Source organism: Clostridium akagii DSM 12554, from assembly GCF_000686725.1.
In the GTDB taxonomy this organism is placed as follows: domain Bacteria; phylum Bacillota; class Clostridia; order Clostridiales; family Clostridiaceae; genus Clostridium_I; species Clostridium_I akagii.
Genome location: NZ_KK366008.1, coordinates 161,636 through 180,975 on the forward strand (window position 1 = coordinate 161,636; position 19,340 = coordinate 180,975).

Consider the following 19,340-nt stretch of genomic DNA (forward strand, 5'->3'; position numbering starts at 1 on the left):
AAATACAAGGGAGGGAGCTCTATTGATGGATACCAATAGGGTGCTTAATACAGCTACTAAGGCTGGAAAAATTATGCTAGAAAATGGTGGTGAAACATACAGAGTTGAAGAAACAATGATTAGGATATCTTTAGCCCTTGGTGTTAAATCAATTGATGTGTATGCAACACCTACAGTGATAATTTTAAGTGCCAAAGACCAAAATAATAGAAATCATTCCACATTACAAAGAACCTATGGCATATCTTTTAATTTGGATAAAATTTCACAGATCAACCATCTATCTAGAAGTATTGAAATGAAACATTTAAACATTGATGATTTTGAAAAAGAAATTGATATTATTGAGCATAAAAAGGGTTATTCTAACACATTAACAACTGTTGCATCATCACTAGCAGCTGGTTTTTTTACTTTGTTATTTAATGGTAATATAAAAGATTTTTTTTGTGCACTACTTATTGGTGCAATTATAAAAACCACTACTATATTTTTGTCCAAATTTAGCGTATATGGTTTTTTCATAAATTTAGTTGGTGGTATGGAAGCCGCAGGAATTGCTCTTTTTTTGTATAAGATAAATTTATGTAGTCACTACGATAAGTCCATAATTGGTTCTATAATGCTTTTAGTTCCGGGACTTTCTATTACCAATGCAATTCGTGACACTATTAATGGTGATTTAGTTTCTAGCGTTACCCGTACTATGGAAGCTATTTTTACCGCCGTGGCCATTGCTGTTGGTACTGGTATGATGTTTAAAATTTGGTTTGGACTATTTGGAGGTATACACTTATGATTTTGGCTACTTTTTATTCTTTTCTTTCTTCTTTATGTTTTGCATTTATCTTCAATATACGTGGCAAAAACATATTGATTGCCTCCATAGGTGGGAGTTTATCTTGGCTAATTTACCTAATAATTCAAAATGTTCATGGTTCTAATACAGTTTCCCTTTTCGTCGCAGCTTTTGTTGTATCAATTTATTCTGAAGTAATGGCTAGAGTATTTAGATCTCCTGTAACCACTTATACCATATGTGGAATAATCCCATTAGTTCCTGGTGGTGGGATGTATGATACTATGTTTCAAACCATAAGTGGGAATATATCAAAAGCAACCTTAGCTGGACTCCAAACTCTTACTGGTGCAGGTGCTATTGCTATAGCCATGGTTATGGTATCTTCACTTTGCAGGCTAATATTTTACAAAAAAAAACAAGCCCACTAAAATGGGCCTTTATAATACAAAAACAAATAGCCTACCATGCCGTCTCTCGGATTTAGAAGATAACCCGCCTCAGCAGGTGGGCGCCGCCTTTCTGCTTCTTGTTCTTAAAACTATAAGCTTCATTCCACAGAAAGAGTTAGGTTCCCTAAAAACAATTGTTGGGTCAACATAAATCCAATGCTCAAACATAGTAGGTTATTTATTTCTACTTAATTATACTACAATGTAAACCTTTTAAAAATAGAAATATCAAGTTTTTTTACTTTTTTTCCGTCAAATCAATTCCAAGTTCCTTAAGCTGCGTATCATCTACAACATTAGGTGCTTCTGTCATTACACATACTGCATTTTGATTTTTAGGGAATGCAATTACATCCTTAATATTTTCTGTGCCTGCAAGGAACATTATCATTCTATCAAGTCCATAAGCAAGTCCGCCATGTGGTGGTGGACCATATTTGAATGCTTCCAGTAAGAAGCCAAATCTTTCCCAAGCACTTTCTTTTGTAAAGCCTAATACTTTAAACATTCTTTCTTGAAGGGTAGTGTCATGAATCCTTATGCTTCCCCCACCTAATTCTTCACCATTGAGTACTATGTCATAAGCTTTTGCTCTTACTCTGCCAGGGTCACTTTCTAGGTATTGTAAATCCTCATCCATTGGCATTGTAAATGGGTGATGTTCTGCTTGATATCTTTTTTCCTCATCATTATAGGATAAAAGAGGAAATTCTGTAATCCATACAAATCTAAATTCATGGTTATCCTTTAATATTCCAAGTTCATCAGCTAGATGTAATCTAAGTTCCCCTAGTGATTGAAATACAACACTATTTTTATCTGCAACTATTAATATTAAATCACCAGTTTTTGCATCCATCTTTTCTTTAATGTTCTGTATATCTTCTTCACTAAGGAATTTTAATATAGATGATTTTATTTCTCCCTCTTTAAAAGCTATCCATGCTAAGCCTTTTGCTCTAAAAGTTTTAACAAATTCCCCTAATTTATCGATTTGTTTTCTTCCCATGGTTGCACAGCCTTCAGCTTTTATAGCCCTTACACTTCCACTAATTTCAAGAGCATCATTGAATACTCTAAATTCTGTATTTTTTACTACTTCACTTAAATCATGTATTTCCATACCAAATCTCAAATCTGGTTTGTCTGTTCCATATTTTTCCATAGCTATTCTATGGGGCATTCTCTCAATAGGAGTATTAACCTCAATATCCCCCACTTCTTTAAATACTTTTTTTATAAGCCTTTCATTTATATCAATTACATCATCCTCTTCTACGAAGGATAATTCCATATCCACTTGAGTGAATTCTGGTTGCCTATTTGCTCTTAAGTCTTCATCTCTAAAACATTTTACAATCTGGTAATATTTATCATAGCCTGAAACCATAAGTAACTGCTTAAATAGCTGTGGTGACTGTGGCAATGCATAAAACTTACCTTTAAAGTTTCTGCTTGGCACTAAATAATCCCTTGCGCCTTCAGGTGTACTTTTGGTAAGCATTGGAGTTTCAATTTCAATAAATCCATTATCATCTAAAAAATTTCTTATAACCTTAGCGGTTTTATGTCTCATCATAAATATTCTTTGAACATCAGGTCTTCTAAGATCTAAATATCTATATTTTAGTCTTACATTTTCAGAGGCATCAAGATTTTCCTTTATGTATATTGGTGGTGTTTCACTCTCAGAAAATATCCTTATGTCCTCACCTTTTAATTCCACCATACCTGTTGGCATATTTTTATTTGGCGCTTGTCTTGTTACTATTTGACCAGTTATAGCTATGCAATATTCGGACTTAACAAGATCTGCCTTCATAAATGCGGCCTTATTTATTTCATCTCCAAATACAACCTGCAATATTCCTGTTCTATCTCTTAAATCAATAAAAATGAGTCCACCAAGATTTCTCTTTCTTTGAACCCATCCCATTGCAGTAACTGTATTTGTTACGTTTTTTTCTGTTAACTCTCCGCACATTACTGTCCTTTTGAGACCTTTTAATGTTTCTGCCATATCATCTTTTCCTCCTAAATACATTTAACTTTCTTTATAATTGTATACCTATATATTTTTTTCTGCAATATCTTACTTAGCCCCATAAAGTTCATTTAGAAATTTAATTTTTTTCTCCACTTTTTCTTCTATTCTCTTAATGTACTCTCTGACATCTTTGTGATTTGGAAACCTTTCTAATCGGTTTTCCTTTAAGAATATAATCTTAGATACTGCATTGGCACCAAGCGCTATAATTGTCTGTTTTTCTTCAATCATCTCAATATTATAAATACATTCTTGATTTACTTTTGAATAACCCACATTCTCCATATTACCCACTGTATTCTTTTGTCTATACATATAATACGGTTTGAGGTTTAATTGCTCTGAAAGCTTTGAAGTGACTTCATGCATAGCATTTAGTTCTTCTAAAGGAGCTATCTTCATATGTATATTGTTTATTGTATTCTGATGAAGTTTTGATCCTCTCTTTAAGGACATCCCATGAACTGTAAGACTATCAGGTGCAAGTTTTAATACTTCACTACAGGTGTGCTTAACCTCTTTTAGGCCTTCTCCAGGAAGACCTACAATTAAATCAACATTAATATTATTAAATCCCATTTTTCTAGCTAGATTAAATTTATCTATAACTTCATTTGCACTATGCCCTCTTCCAATAAGCTTTAGCGTATTGTCATTCATTGTCTGTGGGTTTATGCTAATCCTTTGAACCCCATACCTTTTAAGTGTATAAAGTTTCTCAGCCGTTATGCTATCGGGTCTTCCACATTCTACAGTGAATTCTTTAACAGTATTTCCCTCTATAAAATTATAGTAAATCTTATTAACTATTTTTTCAAACTGTTCATCATTTACTGACGTTGGTGTTCCGCCACCAAAATAAACACATTCTATATTGAGCCCTCTGTCCCTTACGTACTCAGAAATAGCCTCTATCTCATAATTTAAAGCTAACAAATAATCATCCACAACATCTTTGCAATTAGCAATAGTATCTGAAATAAAGCTACAGTACAAGCATCTTGTAGGACAAAATGGCATTCCAATATATATGCTAATATTATTTGTTTCACTGTTAACAAAATGTTCCTCTGTTTTTGCAACTTTTATGCAAAGTCTAGCCTTATCATCTCTAGTAAGACTATGATATTTAAAGTATTTCACTATATCTTCGTCAGTTTTTCCTTCATTCATAAGATTAAGTGCTATTTTTGTTGGTCGTATTCCAACTAGCGTACCCCATGGAAGTTTTATTCCTGTCTTATCACTAATATAGTTATATAGTGACCTTTTAATATTTTCTTTATCAGACAATTGCTCATCAAAGTCACAAACTTTTTCTACATCTTCATACAATATTTTTAAATTATTTTTTTCCACCACAATATTGTAGTTATAATCAATATCACTTACAAATTCAATTTCAGTGAAAAATAGTTTAAAAATATTGTATATATCGTATTTGAATTTTTCACCGTTAGTTTTAATTTTAATCATAATTCACCACTTACTTTAAGAATGGATTGCAGTTTTTTTCAAAGCCTATACTAGTTCTAGGACCGTGTCCTGTATATACCAAAGTTTCATCTGGTAAAACCATAAGTTTTGTATTGATACTATTAATTAAAGTATCATACTCTCCACCTTCAAAATCTGTCCTTCCAATAGATCTATAAAACAAAGTATCTCCTGTAAACACTGCCTTATCTGTTAAATAGCAAACTCCGCCTGGTGTATGTCCTGGGGTCTCCAAACATTTTATTTTAATTTCACCAAATTGAAGTACATCACCGTCTGAAATAAATTTATTACCATTTTCATGTTGTTTCCCATAAATAGGTACATTTTTGTTTATCATTTCAGAATCTTTTTCATTTATATAAACATCGCAATTAAATTCTTTTTTCAGTTCAGCCACACCACCTGTATGGTCAGCATGGCCATGTGTTAGTAAAATCATCTTTACATCAGCGTCTATTGCTTTTATTTCATCTAATATCAAATCTGCATCTCCACCTGGATCTATTACTGCACTCTCTTTTGTATTTTCGTCGAACAAGATGTAACAATTGGCATCATAGATGCCCGCTGGTATTATTTTAACTTGCATTATTTTCCCTCCATTTAATTAAGCATAAAATGCATTTATTAAGCTTGCATTTTATTCATCAGTACATATATAAAATTTGAGATGCATTTTCTGCTTCTTATATTGATTTTGTTAGATTAACTTTTGGTTCTGAAAACGTCTATAACACCCTTTAATCTTTTGATATTCTTCATTAAAATATCCAGGTGACTTATATCAACAATTTTAATTTTCAAAGTAAGGTATGCAATATTATCTTTTAAAGTTTTTGCATTCATTGATTGAACATTTGTATCAGTTAAATTTATAACTTCCAAAACATCTGTCAATAATTTTTTTCTGTCATCTGCCTTTATTCTAATTTCAGCTATATAAGCATCATTTTTAGCTTCTCCCCATGATGCCTCTACTATTTTAGTTTCATCCTCTTTTATCAAATTCCTAACATTTTGACAATCTGTTCTATGCAACGAAACGCCTCTTCCCTTTGTGATATATCCTATTATTGCATCACCAGGAACAGGATTACAGCATTTTGCGAATCTAACTAGTATATTTTTTTCTCCCTTTACCATAACTCCTGGGCCTGCTTTTATGTTCTTCTTTTCTTTTCTTGCTTCTTTACTTATCTGTTCTTTAATTTCCTTTAGTGCATTTTCTTCACTATTGTCTATTCCCTTACCATTTTCAAAACTTTCTCTCAGCTTTGATACTAATATAGATGCAGAGTTAGTTCCAATTGCCACTGCCACAAAAAGATCTTCAATGGAATTCATATTATACTTTTTAATTAATTGTTCAAGTGCTGGACCCTTTGCAATTGATGCAAAATTATATCCTTGTCTTTTTGACTCTTTTTCAACTACATCCTTACCCTTACTTATATTTTCTTCTCTTCTAACCTTTTTAAACCAAGATCTTATTTTACTCTTAGCTTGATTGCTTTTAACTGTGTTTAGCCACTCCATATTGGGACCTTTAGCAATTCCAGAAGTTAAAATTTCCACAATTTCGCCAGTTTTAAGTTTATAGTCTAAAGGAACTATTTTGCCATTAACTTTTCCACCAATACATCGATTTCCAATGTCCGTATGAATTTTATATGCAAAATCTACTGGTGTTGAACAATTAGGTAAATTTATTACAGTACCTTTTGGGGTAAATACAAACACTTCATCAGCAAACAGGTCAATTTTAAAGTTTTCCATGAATTCCTCAGGATTGTTTGTTTCTTTCTGCCAATCAAGCATTTCCCTTACCCAAGTTAGCTTTGTATCTGAATCTGCACCTCTTATATCTTCACTGTGACCTTTTTGATTTTCAGTAATTCCTTCTTTATATTTCCAATGTGCCGCAATTCCATATTCGGCAATTCTGTGCATTTCAAAAGTTCTAATCTGTATTTCAAAAGATTTTCCTTGAGGGCCAATAACCGTTGAGTGAAGTGATTGATACATATTTGGTTTCGGCATGGCAATGTAGTCCTTAAATCTTCCAGGAATAGGTTTATACATAGTATGAACTATTCCAAGTGCAGTATAACACTCTCTAATATCACCAACCAAAATTCTTATTGCCGTCAAATCAAATATTTGATCTAAAGTTTTATTTTTAGTAACCATTTTTCTATATATACTATAAAAATGTTTTGGCCTACCATCTATATCTGCTGTAACTCCAGATTCCTCTAAGTTTTTTTGTAATTCAGTTACTACCCCTTTTATATATTCTTCTCTTTCAACCCTTTTTTCAGATATTTCATCTACAAGTTCATAGTATTCATTGGGGTTTAAATACCTAAAAGCTAAATCCTCTAATTCCCATTTTATTTTTGACATACCCAATCGGTGAGCAAGTGGAGCAAAAATATCTAAAGTTTCTTTAGCCTTCTCTTTTTGGTTTTTAATGGGCATGTATCTTAGTGTCCTCATATTATGTAACCTATCCGCTAGTTTTATGAGTATTACTCTTATATCCTTAGCCATAGCCAGAAGCATTTTTCTCACATTATCTGCTTGCTGCTCTTCTTTAGTTAAAAACTCTATTTTTCCAAGCTTCGTTACGCCTTCAACAAGATCCGCAATTTCAGGGTTAAATATGGCGGAAATTTCCTCATAACTATATTCCGTGTCTTCAATCACATCATGAAGAAGTCCAGCAACAATAGTTGCTGTGTCCATACCCATTTCTGCCAGTATACAAGCAACTTCTATTGGGTGTATTATATATGGTTCACCGGATTCTCTTTTTTGAGATTTATGTGCATCATAAGCTAAATTATATGCCTTTAAAATTAAATCTATATCAACATTATTACAGTGCTCATCTATGTTTTTCATCAATTTGCCAAGCATTAAGTTTTCTCTCCCTAAAATCAAAGGCTGGTTTAACAACCAGCCAACTTATTTTACTATAATTATATATTATTAGACTTGATTTTGCAATTTTATTTTACGCACATCTTTTTAGCACCATTAAAATTAGAATTCATATTTTACTAAAGAATTTATTTCATAGTTTTTTAGTTTTTCTCTGCCTTTTAAACCAGTAAGTTCAATTATAAAGTCCATAGAGACCACTTCTCCTCCAAGTTCTTCAACAAGTTTAGCTACGCTCTGTATCGTACCTCCTGTAGCTAAAAGATCATCAATAATTACAACCTTTTGACCTGGCTGAATTGAATCCTTGTGTATCTCTAAAATGTCAGTACCATATTCAAGATCATATTGAACACTTATAGTTTCACCAGGAAGCTTACCTTTTTTTCTTACAGGTACAAATCCTGCACCTAGAACATATGCCAATGGAGTTCCAAATATAAAGCCTCTGGCCTCTGGTCCAACAACAACATCTATATTTTTATCCTTCAATGTGCTAGCTAATATATCTATGGTATACTTGAATGCTTCTTTATCTTGTATCAATGTAGTAATATCTTTAAAACTTATACCAGCCTTTGGAAAATCTTCAATAACTCTAATTTTATTTTTAATATTCATTTTTAATCCCCCTAATAAACATAAAACCGAACGTTTTTAATTTAAATTTAATATTTGTACACAGTTAATTATATAAAATAGTTGTGAAATTATCAATATTATTTATAAGCCTATAATTAATTTATATTTATTTCTTAACTTAGTTACCAAAACCATGTCACAATTTTAGTTTGTTTTTTTCGGATGATTTAACGCATTCCTTCTTCAAATATTTAGCTATTTGTATTGCTCTGTTACTATCCCTAGTAGTAAATAATTCCACTGCAATTCTAGAGTTGTCCATATTTTTTAGTGAAGCTTTTGTTGGAATAATAGATGAAGTTAGTTTAGTAGCTTCAGAAATATTCACTTCGGTTATTTTATTTATTTTGAGTAATGCCTGTATACCATAATTATTAGTAGACATTATACGAACCATTCCTGTATCTATCAATGATTTATTCTCACCAATTATGTTTTCAGAGGAAGCTATAGTACCTAACATAGCCAAATCTATATATTTGTAAACCCTCTTCATTTTATAATACATTGAAATTGCTTCACATAATTTAAAAACCGTTCCTACTGCGGATAAACATTTAAAAGGATATCTACATTTTTTATTTTTTGCGTTGATACCCAATGCTTCAATTTTATAATCAATTTCCCTATGATTATCAGTTACAATAACTGTAATTCCCATATTCTTAGCAATTCTTATTTCCTCAGACGAGTTGCTACCACAACCTACAGTTATCATAACATCTACCCCTAAATATTTGATGTAATCATTTAGAGCAATTTTACCTATGCCATATTTATTTTCCATTTCATCAGGAATAAAATATTCCACATCTGCATTTAAGTATTTTAAAAGCAGCAAAAGAATAGAAATGCCACATATACTATCCACATCTCCATATCCATATACCACTATTTTTTCTCTATTATTAACTGCCTGTATTATTCTAATAATCGCATCTTTCATACCTTTCATTAAAAAAGGATTATGTAGTTTGTATTCTTTAAAATAATCAGTATTTCCTTGAATTATTCCCATATCGCTGGTTCCTCCAAATTTGTAGAAAACACAATTTATTATATAGTATAATTGTGGATAATTCAAATGTTTTTTGTAGTATTTCGACATAATAAAGTGAAACTACTAAAAAATAAAAAGAACCGAAGTTTTGAAAGCTTCAGTTCTTTTTACTTTTTAGTTTGCTAAAGATGCTCTCTTTTTATCATTTCTTTTCTTTAACAAAACCCAAATTGGGCTTGCAATAAATATTGATGAATAGCATCCCGAAGCAACACCAACTAATATTGGCAAAGTAAAGTCCCTAATGTCTGGAAGGGGTACAAAAATATGTACGCATGCTATTGTAACCATGGTAGTTGTTACAGTACAAAGTGACCTGACTACCGTTTGAGATATACTTATATCAGTCATTTCAACAAGTTCTTTGTCACGCATTTTCTTTTGATTTTCTCTTATTCTGTCAAATATAACTATAGTATCGGATATAGAATAGCCTATTATAGTTAAAATTGCAGCTATAAATGAAGTGTTCACCTGTAACCCCAAAACAGAATACACACTTAAAGTAATAAGCACATCGTGGAAAAGCGCGATAACTGCTGAAACTCCAAATTTAAATTCAAATCTCCATGCAATAAAGCCAAGCATTAGAACAATGGAAACCGCTAGTGCTTTTACTGAATTTTGAATTAACTCATTACCAATGGATGCACCAATTCTATCTCTGCTTAATAGATCTGAATCCTTTAATTTATATTTTGCCTCAATATCTTTAAATAACTTTGTTGCATTTGCATCAGAAATCTTATCACTACCAACACTTATATCTAGCTCTTTAGTATTAACCTGTACAGTATCATAAGTATTTGACTTTACATATTTCTGAATTAGAGGATCAACGTCATTCTTATTGAAATCCTTCTGCATATTTATCCTTATAACTGTACCACCTGTAAAATCTATTCCAAAATTAAGTCCTTTATGATAAATCATAGAACTAATTCCTATAATTATAATAACGGATGAAATTATAAACCAAATTCTAGTCCTTTCAACTACTTTTAGCATGCCTTTACCCCCTTTTCACCCCAAAATGTTCTGGTTTATTTATCATTCCCATATTTATAGCCCAGTTTAACAAGTGCTTTGTTACAACTAATGCTGTAAATAAACTTACAAGCACACCAATTACAAGCGTCAAAGCAAAACCTTGAACTTCACCACTTCCTAAAAAGTAAAGCACTACACCAGCTATAATTGTGTTTGTATTAGAATCAACAATTGAGGATAAAGCATTCTTAAAACCAGAATTAGTTGCTGTCCTTATGGATTTTCCAGTACTTAATTCCTCTTTTATTCTTGCAAAAGCAAGTACATTGGCATCCACTGCCATACCAACTGTAAGTAAAAATCCTGCTATACTTGCAAGTGAAAGAGCAACTCCAAGACTTGAAAATACGAGTAAAACTAATACTATATATAATACCAGTGCAATATCAGCCATGATTCCAGCGCCTCTAAACCATATGAACATAAGTACTAAAACTATTGCTATTCCTATTAAACCAGCTTTAACACTTAGTGGTAGTGCATTAGCTCCAAGTGTAGCACTTATCTGTTGAACTTCTGCTGCTTTAAGTGTAACAGGAAGTGCTCCTGCATTGATAATATCAGCTTTCTGCTTAGCATCTGCTATTGTTGTTTCTCCCGATATTTGAGCATTACCATCAGCTATAACCGTATCAACTGTGGGATTTGTAAGTTGATCTCCATCCATAGATATAGCTATTTTCTGGCCTATAAACTTATTAGTAGCATCAGCAAACTTCTTTGTACCAGCGTCAGTTAATACAAGATTAATCACTGGTTTATTTGTTGAATCATAACCTGCTGCTGCACTTTTAACATCTTCTCCAGTTAAAATAACTTTATTATCTGGTCCTGTAAATGTAAGTTTTCCTGTTTTTCCTATAGTATCTAAAACTTCCGCTTCAGTGAATTTTCCAGGAACTTGAACTCTTATTTTATCTTTTCCATCCTGTCTTACATCAGTTTCACTTACACCCATTTTATTAACTCTTAAGGTCAAAAGTTGAACAGTTCTATTCATAGTTTCACTTGACACATTTTTTTGCGTTACCTGCTCAATAACAGAAACACCGCCTTGAAGATCAAGTCCTTTATTAATGGATTCACCAAACGAATTAATCCTGTACGAACCGCCATCAAGGTTTAGCCCAAAAGCCCCAAGATAGGCTGCTGCAGCTATTACTATAACGCTTAGTACAAAACAAATTGTACTTTTTTTCTTCATTTTTATCCCCCTTTGTAGAAAAATCCTTTTGCATACAATTAACATTATAATTTTATTTTGGTTATTAGTCAATATTAGGTAAATATCTTAATATTATTCCATGATCTTTGCCTTTAATGCTATTGCACATTCAATTCTTTTTTTCTGCATCTTGCATCCAAGCTCATAGGGAGTAAGGAAATCTTTATTGGGATTTTCATTGAAATTATAGTTGTTTGCTTGACAACCACCACTACAATAAAATCTAGCCCAACACTCCCTGCATTTTGGCTTATTATATATATTTGCCTCTTTAAGTTCTTTGGCTATATCTTCTTTTAACTCATCACTACTAAATATATTCCCCATTTTAAAATCCTCGTTACCAACAAACTGGTGACATGGATATATATCTCCATTAGGAGTGATGGCCACATATTCATTACCAGCTCCACATCCTGATATTCTCTTATAAACACAAGGACCACCTTGAAGATCTATGTTAAAGTGATAGAACTTAAATTCATTACCATCCTTGTGCCTCTTAATCATCTCATCATATAGCTTATCATATTGATTAAATATTATTGGAAGATCCTGTTCCCTTAGCGAAAGTGGATCACTTTCGGGCAAAACAACGGGTTCAATAGATATTTCCTTAAATCCTTCATTAGCTAAGTGTTTTATATCTTCAAAAAAATCAGTATTTTCCCTTGTAAACGTTCCTCTTGCATAATACTGTTTAGTTTTATCTCTCATATCCACCATTTTTTTAATTTTAGGCATAATAGCATCGTAACTTCCGCTACCGTCTGCTCTGACTCTAACTTTATCATTTACTTCTTTTCTTCCGTCTATACTTAAAACTATATTTCCTACGTTTTCGTCAGCATATTTCATTATTTCGTCGGTTAACAAGGTCGCATTTGTAGTCATAGTAAATCTTATTTCTTTATTATAGATTTTTTCTTGCTCTTTAGCATATTCAACTATTTCTTTAACAACATCAAAAGCTAGAAGTGGTTCTCCACCAAATAAATCTACTTCAATATTTTTTCGTGGTCCTGAACGCTTAATGACAAAATCTATAGATTTTTTACCAACTTCAGCAGTCATTATCATTCTTTTTCCGTGATATTCTCCTTCTTCTGCAAAGCAATATTTACACTTTAAATTGCAGTCATGAGCTATATTTAAGCAGAGAGCTTTTATATAAGATTTCTCATCTACTGATTTTATCGCTATGTCCTCATACAAATCCTTTGAATATAATATACCACCATCAACAAGCTCTTTTAATTCATCATATCCCTCGGAAATATCTTCTTTTGAATATTCCCCATTAAGTCTACAACTAACTTCTTCCTTGGAACCAAGTCCATTTTCATCTAAAATATCATACACTAATTTATCTATAGCATGTACACTCCCTGAGTTTACATCTATAACATAATAATCATCACTCTGTTTAAATTTATGTATTAATGACAATTTTTTTTCCTCCCTAAATAAATTTAAAGCAGTAACATCTGTTACTGCCTAAATAAGTTAATTTTCACAAGCTAAATTTGCTACTGTGCATGAAGTTTTGCATGCTGATTGGCATGAATTTGCACATTCTTTACATCCAGGCTTTTTTAAACTTTCTTTTATATTAGCTTTATTAACAGTTTTTATATGTTTCATGAAAATCCCTCCATTCAATCGTATAGATTTAATTATAGCATAAAACGCTGTATTTAAGCAAGATTTTAAGTATGCTTAAAGCTCTACCATTGCTCTGAATATTCTTTATATATTAATGCCTAACATTCCTGCAAGCGTACCCGCAAATGCACACATCATTAGCCGTGCTAAGTCTTTTATTGTTAGCATTGCCTCTCTGCTCTGTGAAACAAGTGCTACCAAATAAAATATAGCAAAATATATGAGTGCAACCATAAGTCCGTTTAGCCAACCTTTTCTCCCTGCTTTTTTAGATGCATAAATAGAACCATAAACAACACTAAGCAGAGTTGCCACAATTATAAGAAGTGAGGTTATACTCTCATCAATTTGCACAAAATGAACAGCTACTGAATATATTAACAATATAGCTAGCGTCATAAAGAAACCCCTAAGCACCCCTTCAATAATACCTATATATATACTTTTACTACCATTTTCCATAAAAACACCCCCCATCTAATATTATCTATGTTGATGGGAGGCCTTTTATTACAATTATTCAGCTATTTTAGTTGTAGTAATATTACTTATTGCCTTTTTTAAAATTTTAATTCTGGCTTTGTCTGGACCTGATTGTATAATCACAAAATCATCTTGAATATTAGTAACTTTACCAACTATTCCTCCAGTTGTAACTACATCGTCATTAACCTTTAAAGTATTCATCATTTCTGAAAATTTCTTTTTTCTCTTTCTTTCTGGAAATATTATCATTAAAAAAGTGAAGCCAAAAATTATTGCCACATAAATAATTGTGATAACTGTTGAACTCATAAAATTCCTCCTTTCTATGCTTTTTCTCCCCATTCATTTAGTTGCTTACTTTTAAATTCTTCAAAATAATCACCATCAATTGCATCTCTAATATCAGCCATAAGCTTATTATAAAAATACAGATTGTGAATTACACAAAGCCTTAGCGCTAACATTTCCTTTGCCATAAACAAATGCCTTATATAGGCTCTTGAATAATTCCTGCAAGTAGGACATTGACAACCCTCATCAATAGGAGAAGCATCTAATTGAAATTTTGCATTAAACAAATTCATTTTACCATGACTTGTAAATACATGTCCATGCCTTCCGTTTCTGGCTGGCAAAACACAGTCAAAAAAATCCACACCTCTAGAAACGGCTTCTAGAATATTGCTTGGATAACCAACTCCCATAAGATAAATCGGTTTTTCTTCTGGGAGATGTGGGACTACAGCATCTATAATTCTGTACATGTCTTCATGACTTTCTCCAACAGCTAGACCACCTATAGCATAGCCATCCAAATTCAGTTTTGATATAACTTTAGCATGTTCTATTCTTATATCCTCATAAGTTCCACCTTGATTTATACCAAAAAGCATTTGTTTTTTGTTAATTGTATCTGAGAGTGAGTTAAGTCTGTCAAGTTCAACTTTACATCTCTCTAGCCATCTTGTTGTCCTGTTAACTGAACCTTCCACATAATCACGTGCTGCTGGATTTTCAACACATTCGTCGAAAGCCATAGCTATAGTTGATCCCAAATTGCTCTGAATTTGCATACTTTCCTCTGGTCCCATAAAGATTTTCCTTCCATCTATATGTGAGTTGAAGTATACTCCTTCTTCTTTTATTCTTCTAATCTTTGCAAGTGAAAACACTTGAAATCCACCTGAGTCTGTAAGAATTGGTCTATCCCAATTCATAAATTTATGTAACCCACCTAATTCTCTGATTATCTTATCTCCTGGTCTTAAACTAAGGTGATATGTATTAGACAGTTCAACTTGACAACCTATTTCCTTTAAGTCCATAGATGACACCGCACCCTTTATGGCAGCAAGGGTACCTACATTCATAAAAACCGGTGTCTGTATAACTCCATGAGGTGTAGTAAATTCTCCGCGTCGTGCTTTTCCCGATTTTTTAAGTAATTTGTACATTCCAGCTCACCTTTCTTCTAGTTATCGGATAAACATAGCATCTCCAAAGCTGAAGAATCTATATTTTTCTTTCACCGCAACTTCATATGCATTCATAACTTTGTCTCTATCTGACATGGCACTGACAAGCATTATTAGTGTTGATTCTGGAAGATGAAAATTAGTTATAAGAGCATCAACTACCTTGTATTTATATCCAGGGTATATAAATATCTCTGTCCAACCTGTTTTCTCTCCAACTCTTCCATTTTCGTCAGCTATAGTTTCAAGAGTTCTCGTAGATGTAGTTCCTACTGAAATAACCCTACCACCTTTTTCTTTTGTTCCATTTATTATATCAGCAGTTTCTTTATTCATTATATAAAATTCAGAATGCATATGGTGTTCTTCTATATTTTCAACCTTTACAGGTCTAAATGTGCCCAGTCCAACATGTAAAGTTAAAAATACAGTACTGACTCCCTTTTCCCTGATTTTATCAAGAAGCTCACTGGTAAAATGTAAGCCCGCAGTAGGCGCTGCAGCCGATCCGTCATGTTTTGAATATACAGTCTGATATTGTTCCTTATCAACTAGTTTTTCTGTAATATATGGAGGAAGAGGCATTTCTCCTAGTTTATCCAGTATTTCTTCAAAAATACCATCAAATTCAAATTTTACTATCCTGTTTCCTTCTTCTTTAATTTCAGTAACCTCGGCCTTTAGTAGCCCTTCACCAAATTCAAATCTGGCACCGATTTTTGCTTTTTTACCTGGTTTAACAAGAGTTTCCCAATGCTGCGTATCTATTCGTTTTAAAAGAAGGAACTCCATTTTACCACCGCTGCCCTCTTTTGTTCCAATTAGTCTTGCTGGAATTACTCTTGTATCATTCATAACCAAGCAATCGCCTGGATTTAAATAATCTATAATATCTTTAAATACCTTATGTTCAACCTGTCCATTGTCTTTATCTAAAAGCATCAATCTGCATTCATCTCGTTTTTCTGATGGATGTTGTGCAATCAATTCTTTAGGCAAATCGAAATCAAAATCCTTAAGTTGCAAAGTTTCACCCTCTTTAGTTTTCTTCCAAATAATAAATATAGTTCATATTATATTCATTGTCAATCAATATTTTTCTCAAACTTTTTTTCATTAATATTTTCTGTGCTCTTAATTATGTAAAGAGGTCTATTTTTAGATTCCTCATATATTCTTGCTACATACTCTCCAACAATGCCTAAAGAAATTAGCTGCAATCCTCCAAAGAAAGCTATTATATCAATTATTGATGCCCAACCAATGGTGGTTTGGTGAATGAATAATATTGAGACCAAACTATAAATAAATATTATAATTGATATACAAAGACTTACTATGCCAAGAAAGCTAACGATTTTAAGTGGCTTAGTTGAAAAGGACACAATTCCATCTGTTGCAAATTTTATCATTTTTTTTAGTGGGTATTTTGTTTCACCCGCAAATCTTTCATCTCTTTCGTATTCTATAAATGTCTGATTAAAACCAATCCAACTCATCATACCTCTTACAAATCTATTTCTTTCAGGCATTTTTTTAAATACTTCTGCAACTTTTCTATCAATCAATCTAAAATCCCCAGTGTCCTTGGGTATGGTGATATCTGACATATAGTCTAAGAACTTATAAAAATATTTTGCTGTAATAAGTTTAAAAAAGCTTTCACCCTTTCTTTTTTTTCTTTTTCCATATACCACTTCATATCCTTTTTCCCAAAGTTCTACCATTTCTATTATCAATGCCGGTGGATCCTGTAAATCAGCATCTATTATAACAATAGCATCACCACTGGCACTAAAAATACCTGCTGTTACAGCCGTTTGATGTCCAAAATTCCTAGAAAAGTTTATTATCTTTACCCTTTTATCTTTTTTGGATAAATCAAGTAATATTTCTTCAGTTTTATCCGTGCTACCATCATTCACAAAAATAAGTTCGTAGTCAAATTTATTTCCCTCTAGTATTTCTTTTAGTTGTTTATAACATTCCTGTGCAACTAGTTCTTCGAAATACATTGGAACCACAACTGAAATTATAGTTTTTTTAACTTCCATACAAATTTACTCCTTTAAACGGTAATCGTTTATTCTTCTATCATAGATACTTGGGAATAAGAGCCATCTTCATTGATTTTCCTTTTTAAATGCTTATATGCTTTATCCGTAGCTATTCTTCCTCTTGGGGTTCTAACTATAAAACCTTTTTGCAAAAGATATGGTTCATATACATCTTCAAGAGTATCAAGCTCTTCCCCAATAAAATATGCAAGAGTCTCAAGCCCTACCGGTCCACCCTTAAAATTATCTACTATTGCCTCTAATATTTTGTTATCAATTCTGTCAAAACCCTCTTTGTCCACTTCTAAAAGCTCTAATGCACTTTCGGTAGAATGGAGTTCTATCCTTCCATTACCCTTAACCTCAGAATAATCTCTCACCCTTTTTAGCAATCTGTTTGCAATTCGTGGAGTTCCTCTAGATCTCCTTGCAATCTCGAAGGCTGCATCATCATCAATACCTATATTAAGTATAGCTGAAGATCTTATAACTATCTCTTTCAAGTCTGAATCATTATAAAATTCCATTGGACACATTACGCCAAATCTATCTCTTAGTGGTGAAGTTAAAAGACCTATACGAGTAGTTGCTCCTATTAATGTAAATTTGGGCAAGTCCAATCTTATAGATTTTGAAGCCGCACCCTTACCTATTATTATGTCTAGTGCATAATCTTCCATAGCAGGATAAAGTATTTCCTCCACATTTCTATTGAGTCTGTGTATTTCATCAATAAAAAGTACATCAAATTCAGATAGGCCTGTAAGAATTGCAGCCAAATCTCCTGCCCTCTCTATTGCAGGTCCAGAGGTTGTTTTAAGATTTCCACCCATTTCCTTTGCAATAATATTTGCAAGAGTTGTTTTACCAAGGCCTGGTGGTCCGTAAAACAATACATGATCCAAAGCCTCTTTTCTATTTTGCGCAGCTTGAACAAATATAGACAACTTTTCTTTAACATTGGTTTGACCAATATATTCGCTTAATTTTTGTGGCCTAAGGCTATACTCATTATCGCCTTCTTCATTTAAATTTATAGCACTTAATATCCTCTCTTCCATATTAAACCCTCCTGTAATTCCTCAAACAAAATAATATGTTTTTATACTATGGGCAACATATACATAATAGGTGGCATAACGCCTTAGGCATCTTCAAAAAAATAACTAGTCAGCATGCTAGTCTATTTTGTGCCGTACTACGCTTACACCCTAATTCATTAAAAATTTCAAACAAGCCTTTATTATATTTTCCAAACTCATTGATTTGTCACAAGTATTAATTGCCTTTTCAGCTTCTCTTTCAGAATACCCAAGTGAAATAAGTGCACCCATTACCTCTGCAACCTTTTTATCACTTTCATATATGTATTTACCTTCCTCACTATCATCTAATACATTCGATACCAAGTTGTCCGCTTCTAATTTATCCCTTAGTTCCAAAATAATTCTTTGAGCTATTTTTTTACCTATTCCAGGTGCTTTAGTTATTGTGTTTTCATCACCATTTATTATAGCATATTTCAAATTATTAACTTTAGATATAGATAACAGGGATAGACATGCCTTAGCTCCAACTCCATTTATTATAAGCAATTTGTTGAACATTTCCCTTTCCTCTTCTGTAATGAAACCATATAAACCAATGAAATCATCTCTTACAATCTGTATAAGATAAAGCATTACTTCTTCGCCAGTCTTTGGCATGGCTGCCATTGTACTGCCAGACACATAAACTTTATATCCTATTCCATTATTTTCTATTGTAACATAATCCTTATTTATACCTATAAATATTCCTTTTATATATGTATACAACTATTAATCACTCCTTAAATAAAACTACAATATACTTTACCATTTATAATAGATTTATTCAAGTTTGTGCATAAGCAGAAATTGTCTCATAATGAATACAAACCCACTATGAGACAGTT

Annotated in this window: 19 protein-coding genes and 1 other RNA gene; 2 read left to right on the plus strand and 18 right to left on the minus strand. The window is 32.4% G+C overall.

The genetic code is table 11. From position 1 onward, the window contains the following. Positions 1–25: 25 nt before the first annotated feature. Positions 26–799: a threonine/serine exporter family protein gene (locus BR66_RS0119280; protein WP_026884370.1), complete on the plus strand. Its 774-nt coding sequence runs from the start codon at positions 26–28 to the stop codon at positions 797–799. Then, positions 796–1,230 (plus strand): threonine/serine exporter family protein, encoded by a 435-nt coding sequence (locus BR66_RS0119285; RefSeq protein WP_026884371.1) that lies wholly within the window; start codon positions 796–798, stop codon positions 1,228–1,230. Before BR66_RS0119280 ends, BR66_RS0119285 begins: the two co-directional genes overlap by 4 nt. Before the next feature lie 24 nt (positions 1,231–1,254). Here the strand turns inward: BR66_RS0119285 and ssrS are convergent. The 18 genes from ssrS to ruvA all read right to left on the minus strand — a co-directional run bounded on the left by ssrS (position 1,255) and on the right by ruvA (position 19,221). Beyond that, positions 1,255–1,430: non-coding RNA, 6S RNA (gene ssrS, locus BR66_RS25375), on the minus strand. A gap of 59 nt (positions 1,431–1,489) precedes the next feature. Further along, positions 1,490–3,271: an aspartate--tRNA ligase gene (gene aspS / locus BR66_RS0119290; protein ID WP_026884372.1), complete on the minus strand. Its 1,782-nt coding sequence runs from the start codon at positions 3,269–3,271 to the stop codon at positions 1,490–1,492. A gap of 72 nt (positions 3,272–3,343) precedes the next feature. Next, complete coding sequence (locus tag BR66_RS0119295; protein ID WP_156946335.1) at positions 3,344–4,774, minus strand: coproporphyrinogen III oxidase; 1,431 nt, start codon at positions 4,772–4,774, stop codon at positions 3,344–3,346. Positions 4,775–4,784: 10 nt separating this feature from the next. After that, positions 4,785–5,387: an MBL fold metallo-hydrolase gene (locus tag BR66_RS0119300; RefSeq protein WP_026884374.1), complete on the minus strand. Its 603-nt coding sequence runs from the start codon at positions 5,385–5,387 to the stop codon at positions 4,785–4,787. Positions 5,388–5,503: 116 nt separating this feature from the next. Further along, complete coding sequence (locus tag BR66_RS0119305) at positions 5,504–7,720, minus strand: RelA/SpoT family protein (RefSeq protein WP_026884375.1); 2,217 nt, start codon at positions 7,718–7,720, stop codon at positions 5,504–5,506. A 126-nt stretch (positions 7,721–7,846) separates the two neighbouring features. Then, positions 7,847–8,365, minus strand: coding sequence for an adenine phosphoribosyltransferase (locus BR66_RS0119310; protein ID WP_026884376.1), 519 nt, complete (start codon positions 8,363–8,365; stop codon positions 7,847–7,849). Between the two features lie 157 nt (positions 8,366–8,522). After that, entirely contained in the window at positions 8,523–9,404 is an 882-nt protein-coding gene (locus BR66_RS0119315) for a DHH family phosphoesterase (RefSeq protein ID WP_026884377.1), read from the minus strand. A 156-nt stretch (positions 9,405–9,560) separates the two neighbouring features. Next, entirely contained in the window at positions 9,561–10,454 is an 894-nt protein-coding gene (gene secF, locus BR66_RS0119320) for a protein translocase subunit SecF (RefSeq protein WP_026884378.1), read from the minus strand. Positions 10,455–10,458: 4 nt separating this feature from the next. Next, positions 10,459–11,700, minus strand: coding sequence for a protein translocase subunit SecD (secD, locus tag BR66_RS0119325; RefSeq protein WP_035796652.1), 1,242 nt, complete (start codon positions 11,698–11,700; stop codon positions 10,459–10,461). A gap of 93 nt (positions 11,701–11,793) precedes the next feature. After that, positions 11,794–13,170: a thioether cross-link-forming SCIFF peptide maturase gene (gene scfB, locus BR66_RS0119330; RefSeq protein WP_026884380.1), complete on the minus strand. Its 1,377-nt coding sequence runs from the start codon at positions 13,168–13,170 to the stop codon at positions 11,794–11,796. 57 nt (positions 13,171–13,227) lie between these two features. Then, positions 13,228–13,365, minus strand: a complete 138-nt coding sequence (gene scfA / locus BR66_RS24320) for a six-cysteine ranthipeptide SCIFF (protein WP_035796655.1) — start codon at positions 13,363–13,365, stop codon at positions 13,228–13,230. A gap of 105 nt (positions 13,366–13,470) precedes the next feature. Beyond that, a complete protein-coding gene (locus tag BR66_RS0119340; RefSeq protein ID WP_026884381.1) occupies positions 13,471–13,848 on the minus strand; it encodes a TIGR04086 family membrane protein in 378 nt (125 codons plus the stop codon). A gap of 54 nt (positions 13,849–13,902) precedes the next feature. Further along, the gene (gene yajC, locus BR66_RS0119345; protein ID WP_026884382.1) at positions 13,903–14,181 is read right to left on the minus strand and encodes a preprotein translocase subunit YajC; all 279 of its coding nucleotides are present in this window, start codon (positions 14,179–14,181) and stop codon (positions 13,903–13,905) included. A 14-nt stretch (positions 14,182–14,195) separates the two neighbouring features. Further along, positions 14,196–15,326, minus strand: a complete 1,131-nt coding sequence (gene tgt / locus BR66_RS0119350; protein ID WP_026884383.1) for a tRNA guanosine(34) transglycosylase Tgt — start codon at positions 15,324–15,326, stop codon at positions 14,196–14,198. A gap of 21 nt (positions 15,327–15,347) precedes the next feature. Further along, positions 15,348–16,373, minus strand: coding sequence for a tRNA preQ1(34) S-adenosylmethionine ribosyltransferase-isomerase QueA (gene queA / locus BR66_RS0119355; RefSeq protein WP_026884384.1), 1,026 nt, complete (start codon positions 16,371–16,373; stop codon positions 15,348–15,350). 59 nt (positions 16,374–16,432) lie between these two features. Further along, complete coding sequence (locus tag BR66_RS0119360; protein ID WP_035796658.1) at positions 16,433–17,401, minus strand: glycosyltransferase family 2 protein; 969 nt, start codon at positions 17,399–17,401, stop codon at positions 16,433–16,435. 29 nt (positions 17,402–17,430) lie between these two features. Beyond that, complete coding sequence (ruvB, locus tag BR66_RS0119365) at positions 17,431–18,465, minus strand: Holliday junction branch migration DNA helicase RuvB (protein WP_026884386.1); 1,035 nt, start codon at positions 18,463–18,465, stop codon at positions 17,431–17,433. A gap of 150 nt (positions 18,466–18,615) precedes the next feature. Then, positions 18,616–19,221 carry a Holliday junction branch migration protein RuvA gene (ruvA, locus tag BR66_RS0119370; protein ID WP_026884387.1) on the minus strand — a complete coding sequence of 202 codons (606 nt, stop codon included), beginning with the start codon at positions 19,219–19,221 and terminating at the stop codon, positions 18,616–18,618. Positions 19,222–19,340: the final 119 nt, after the last annotated feature.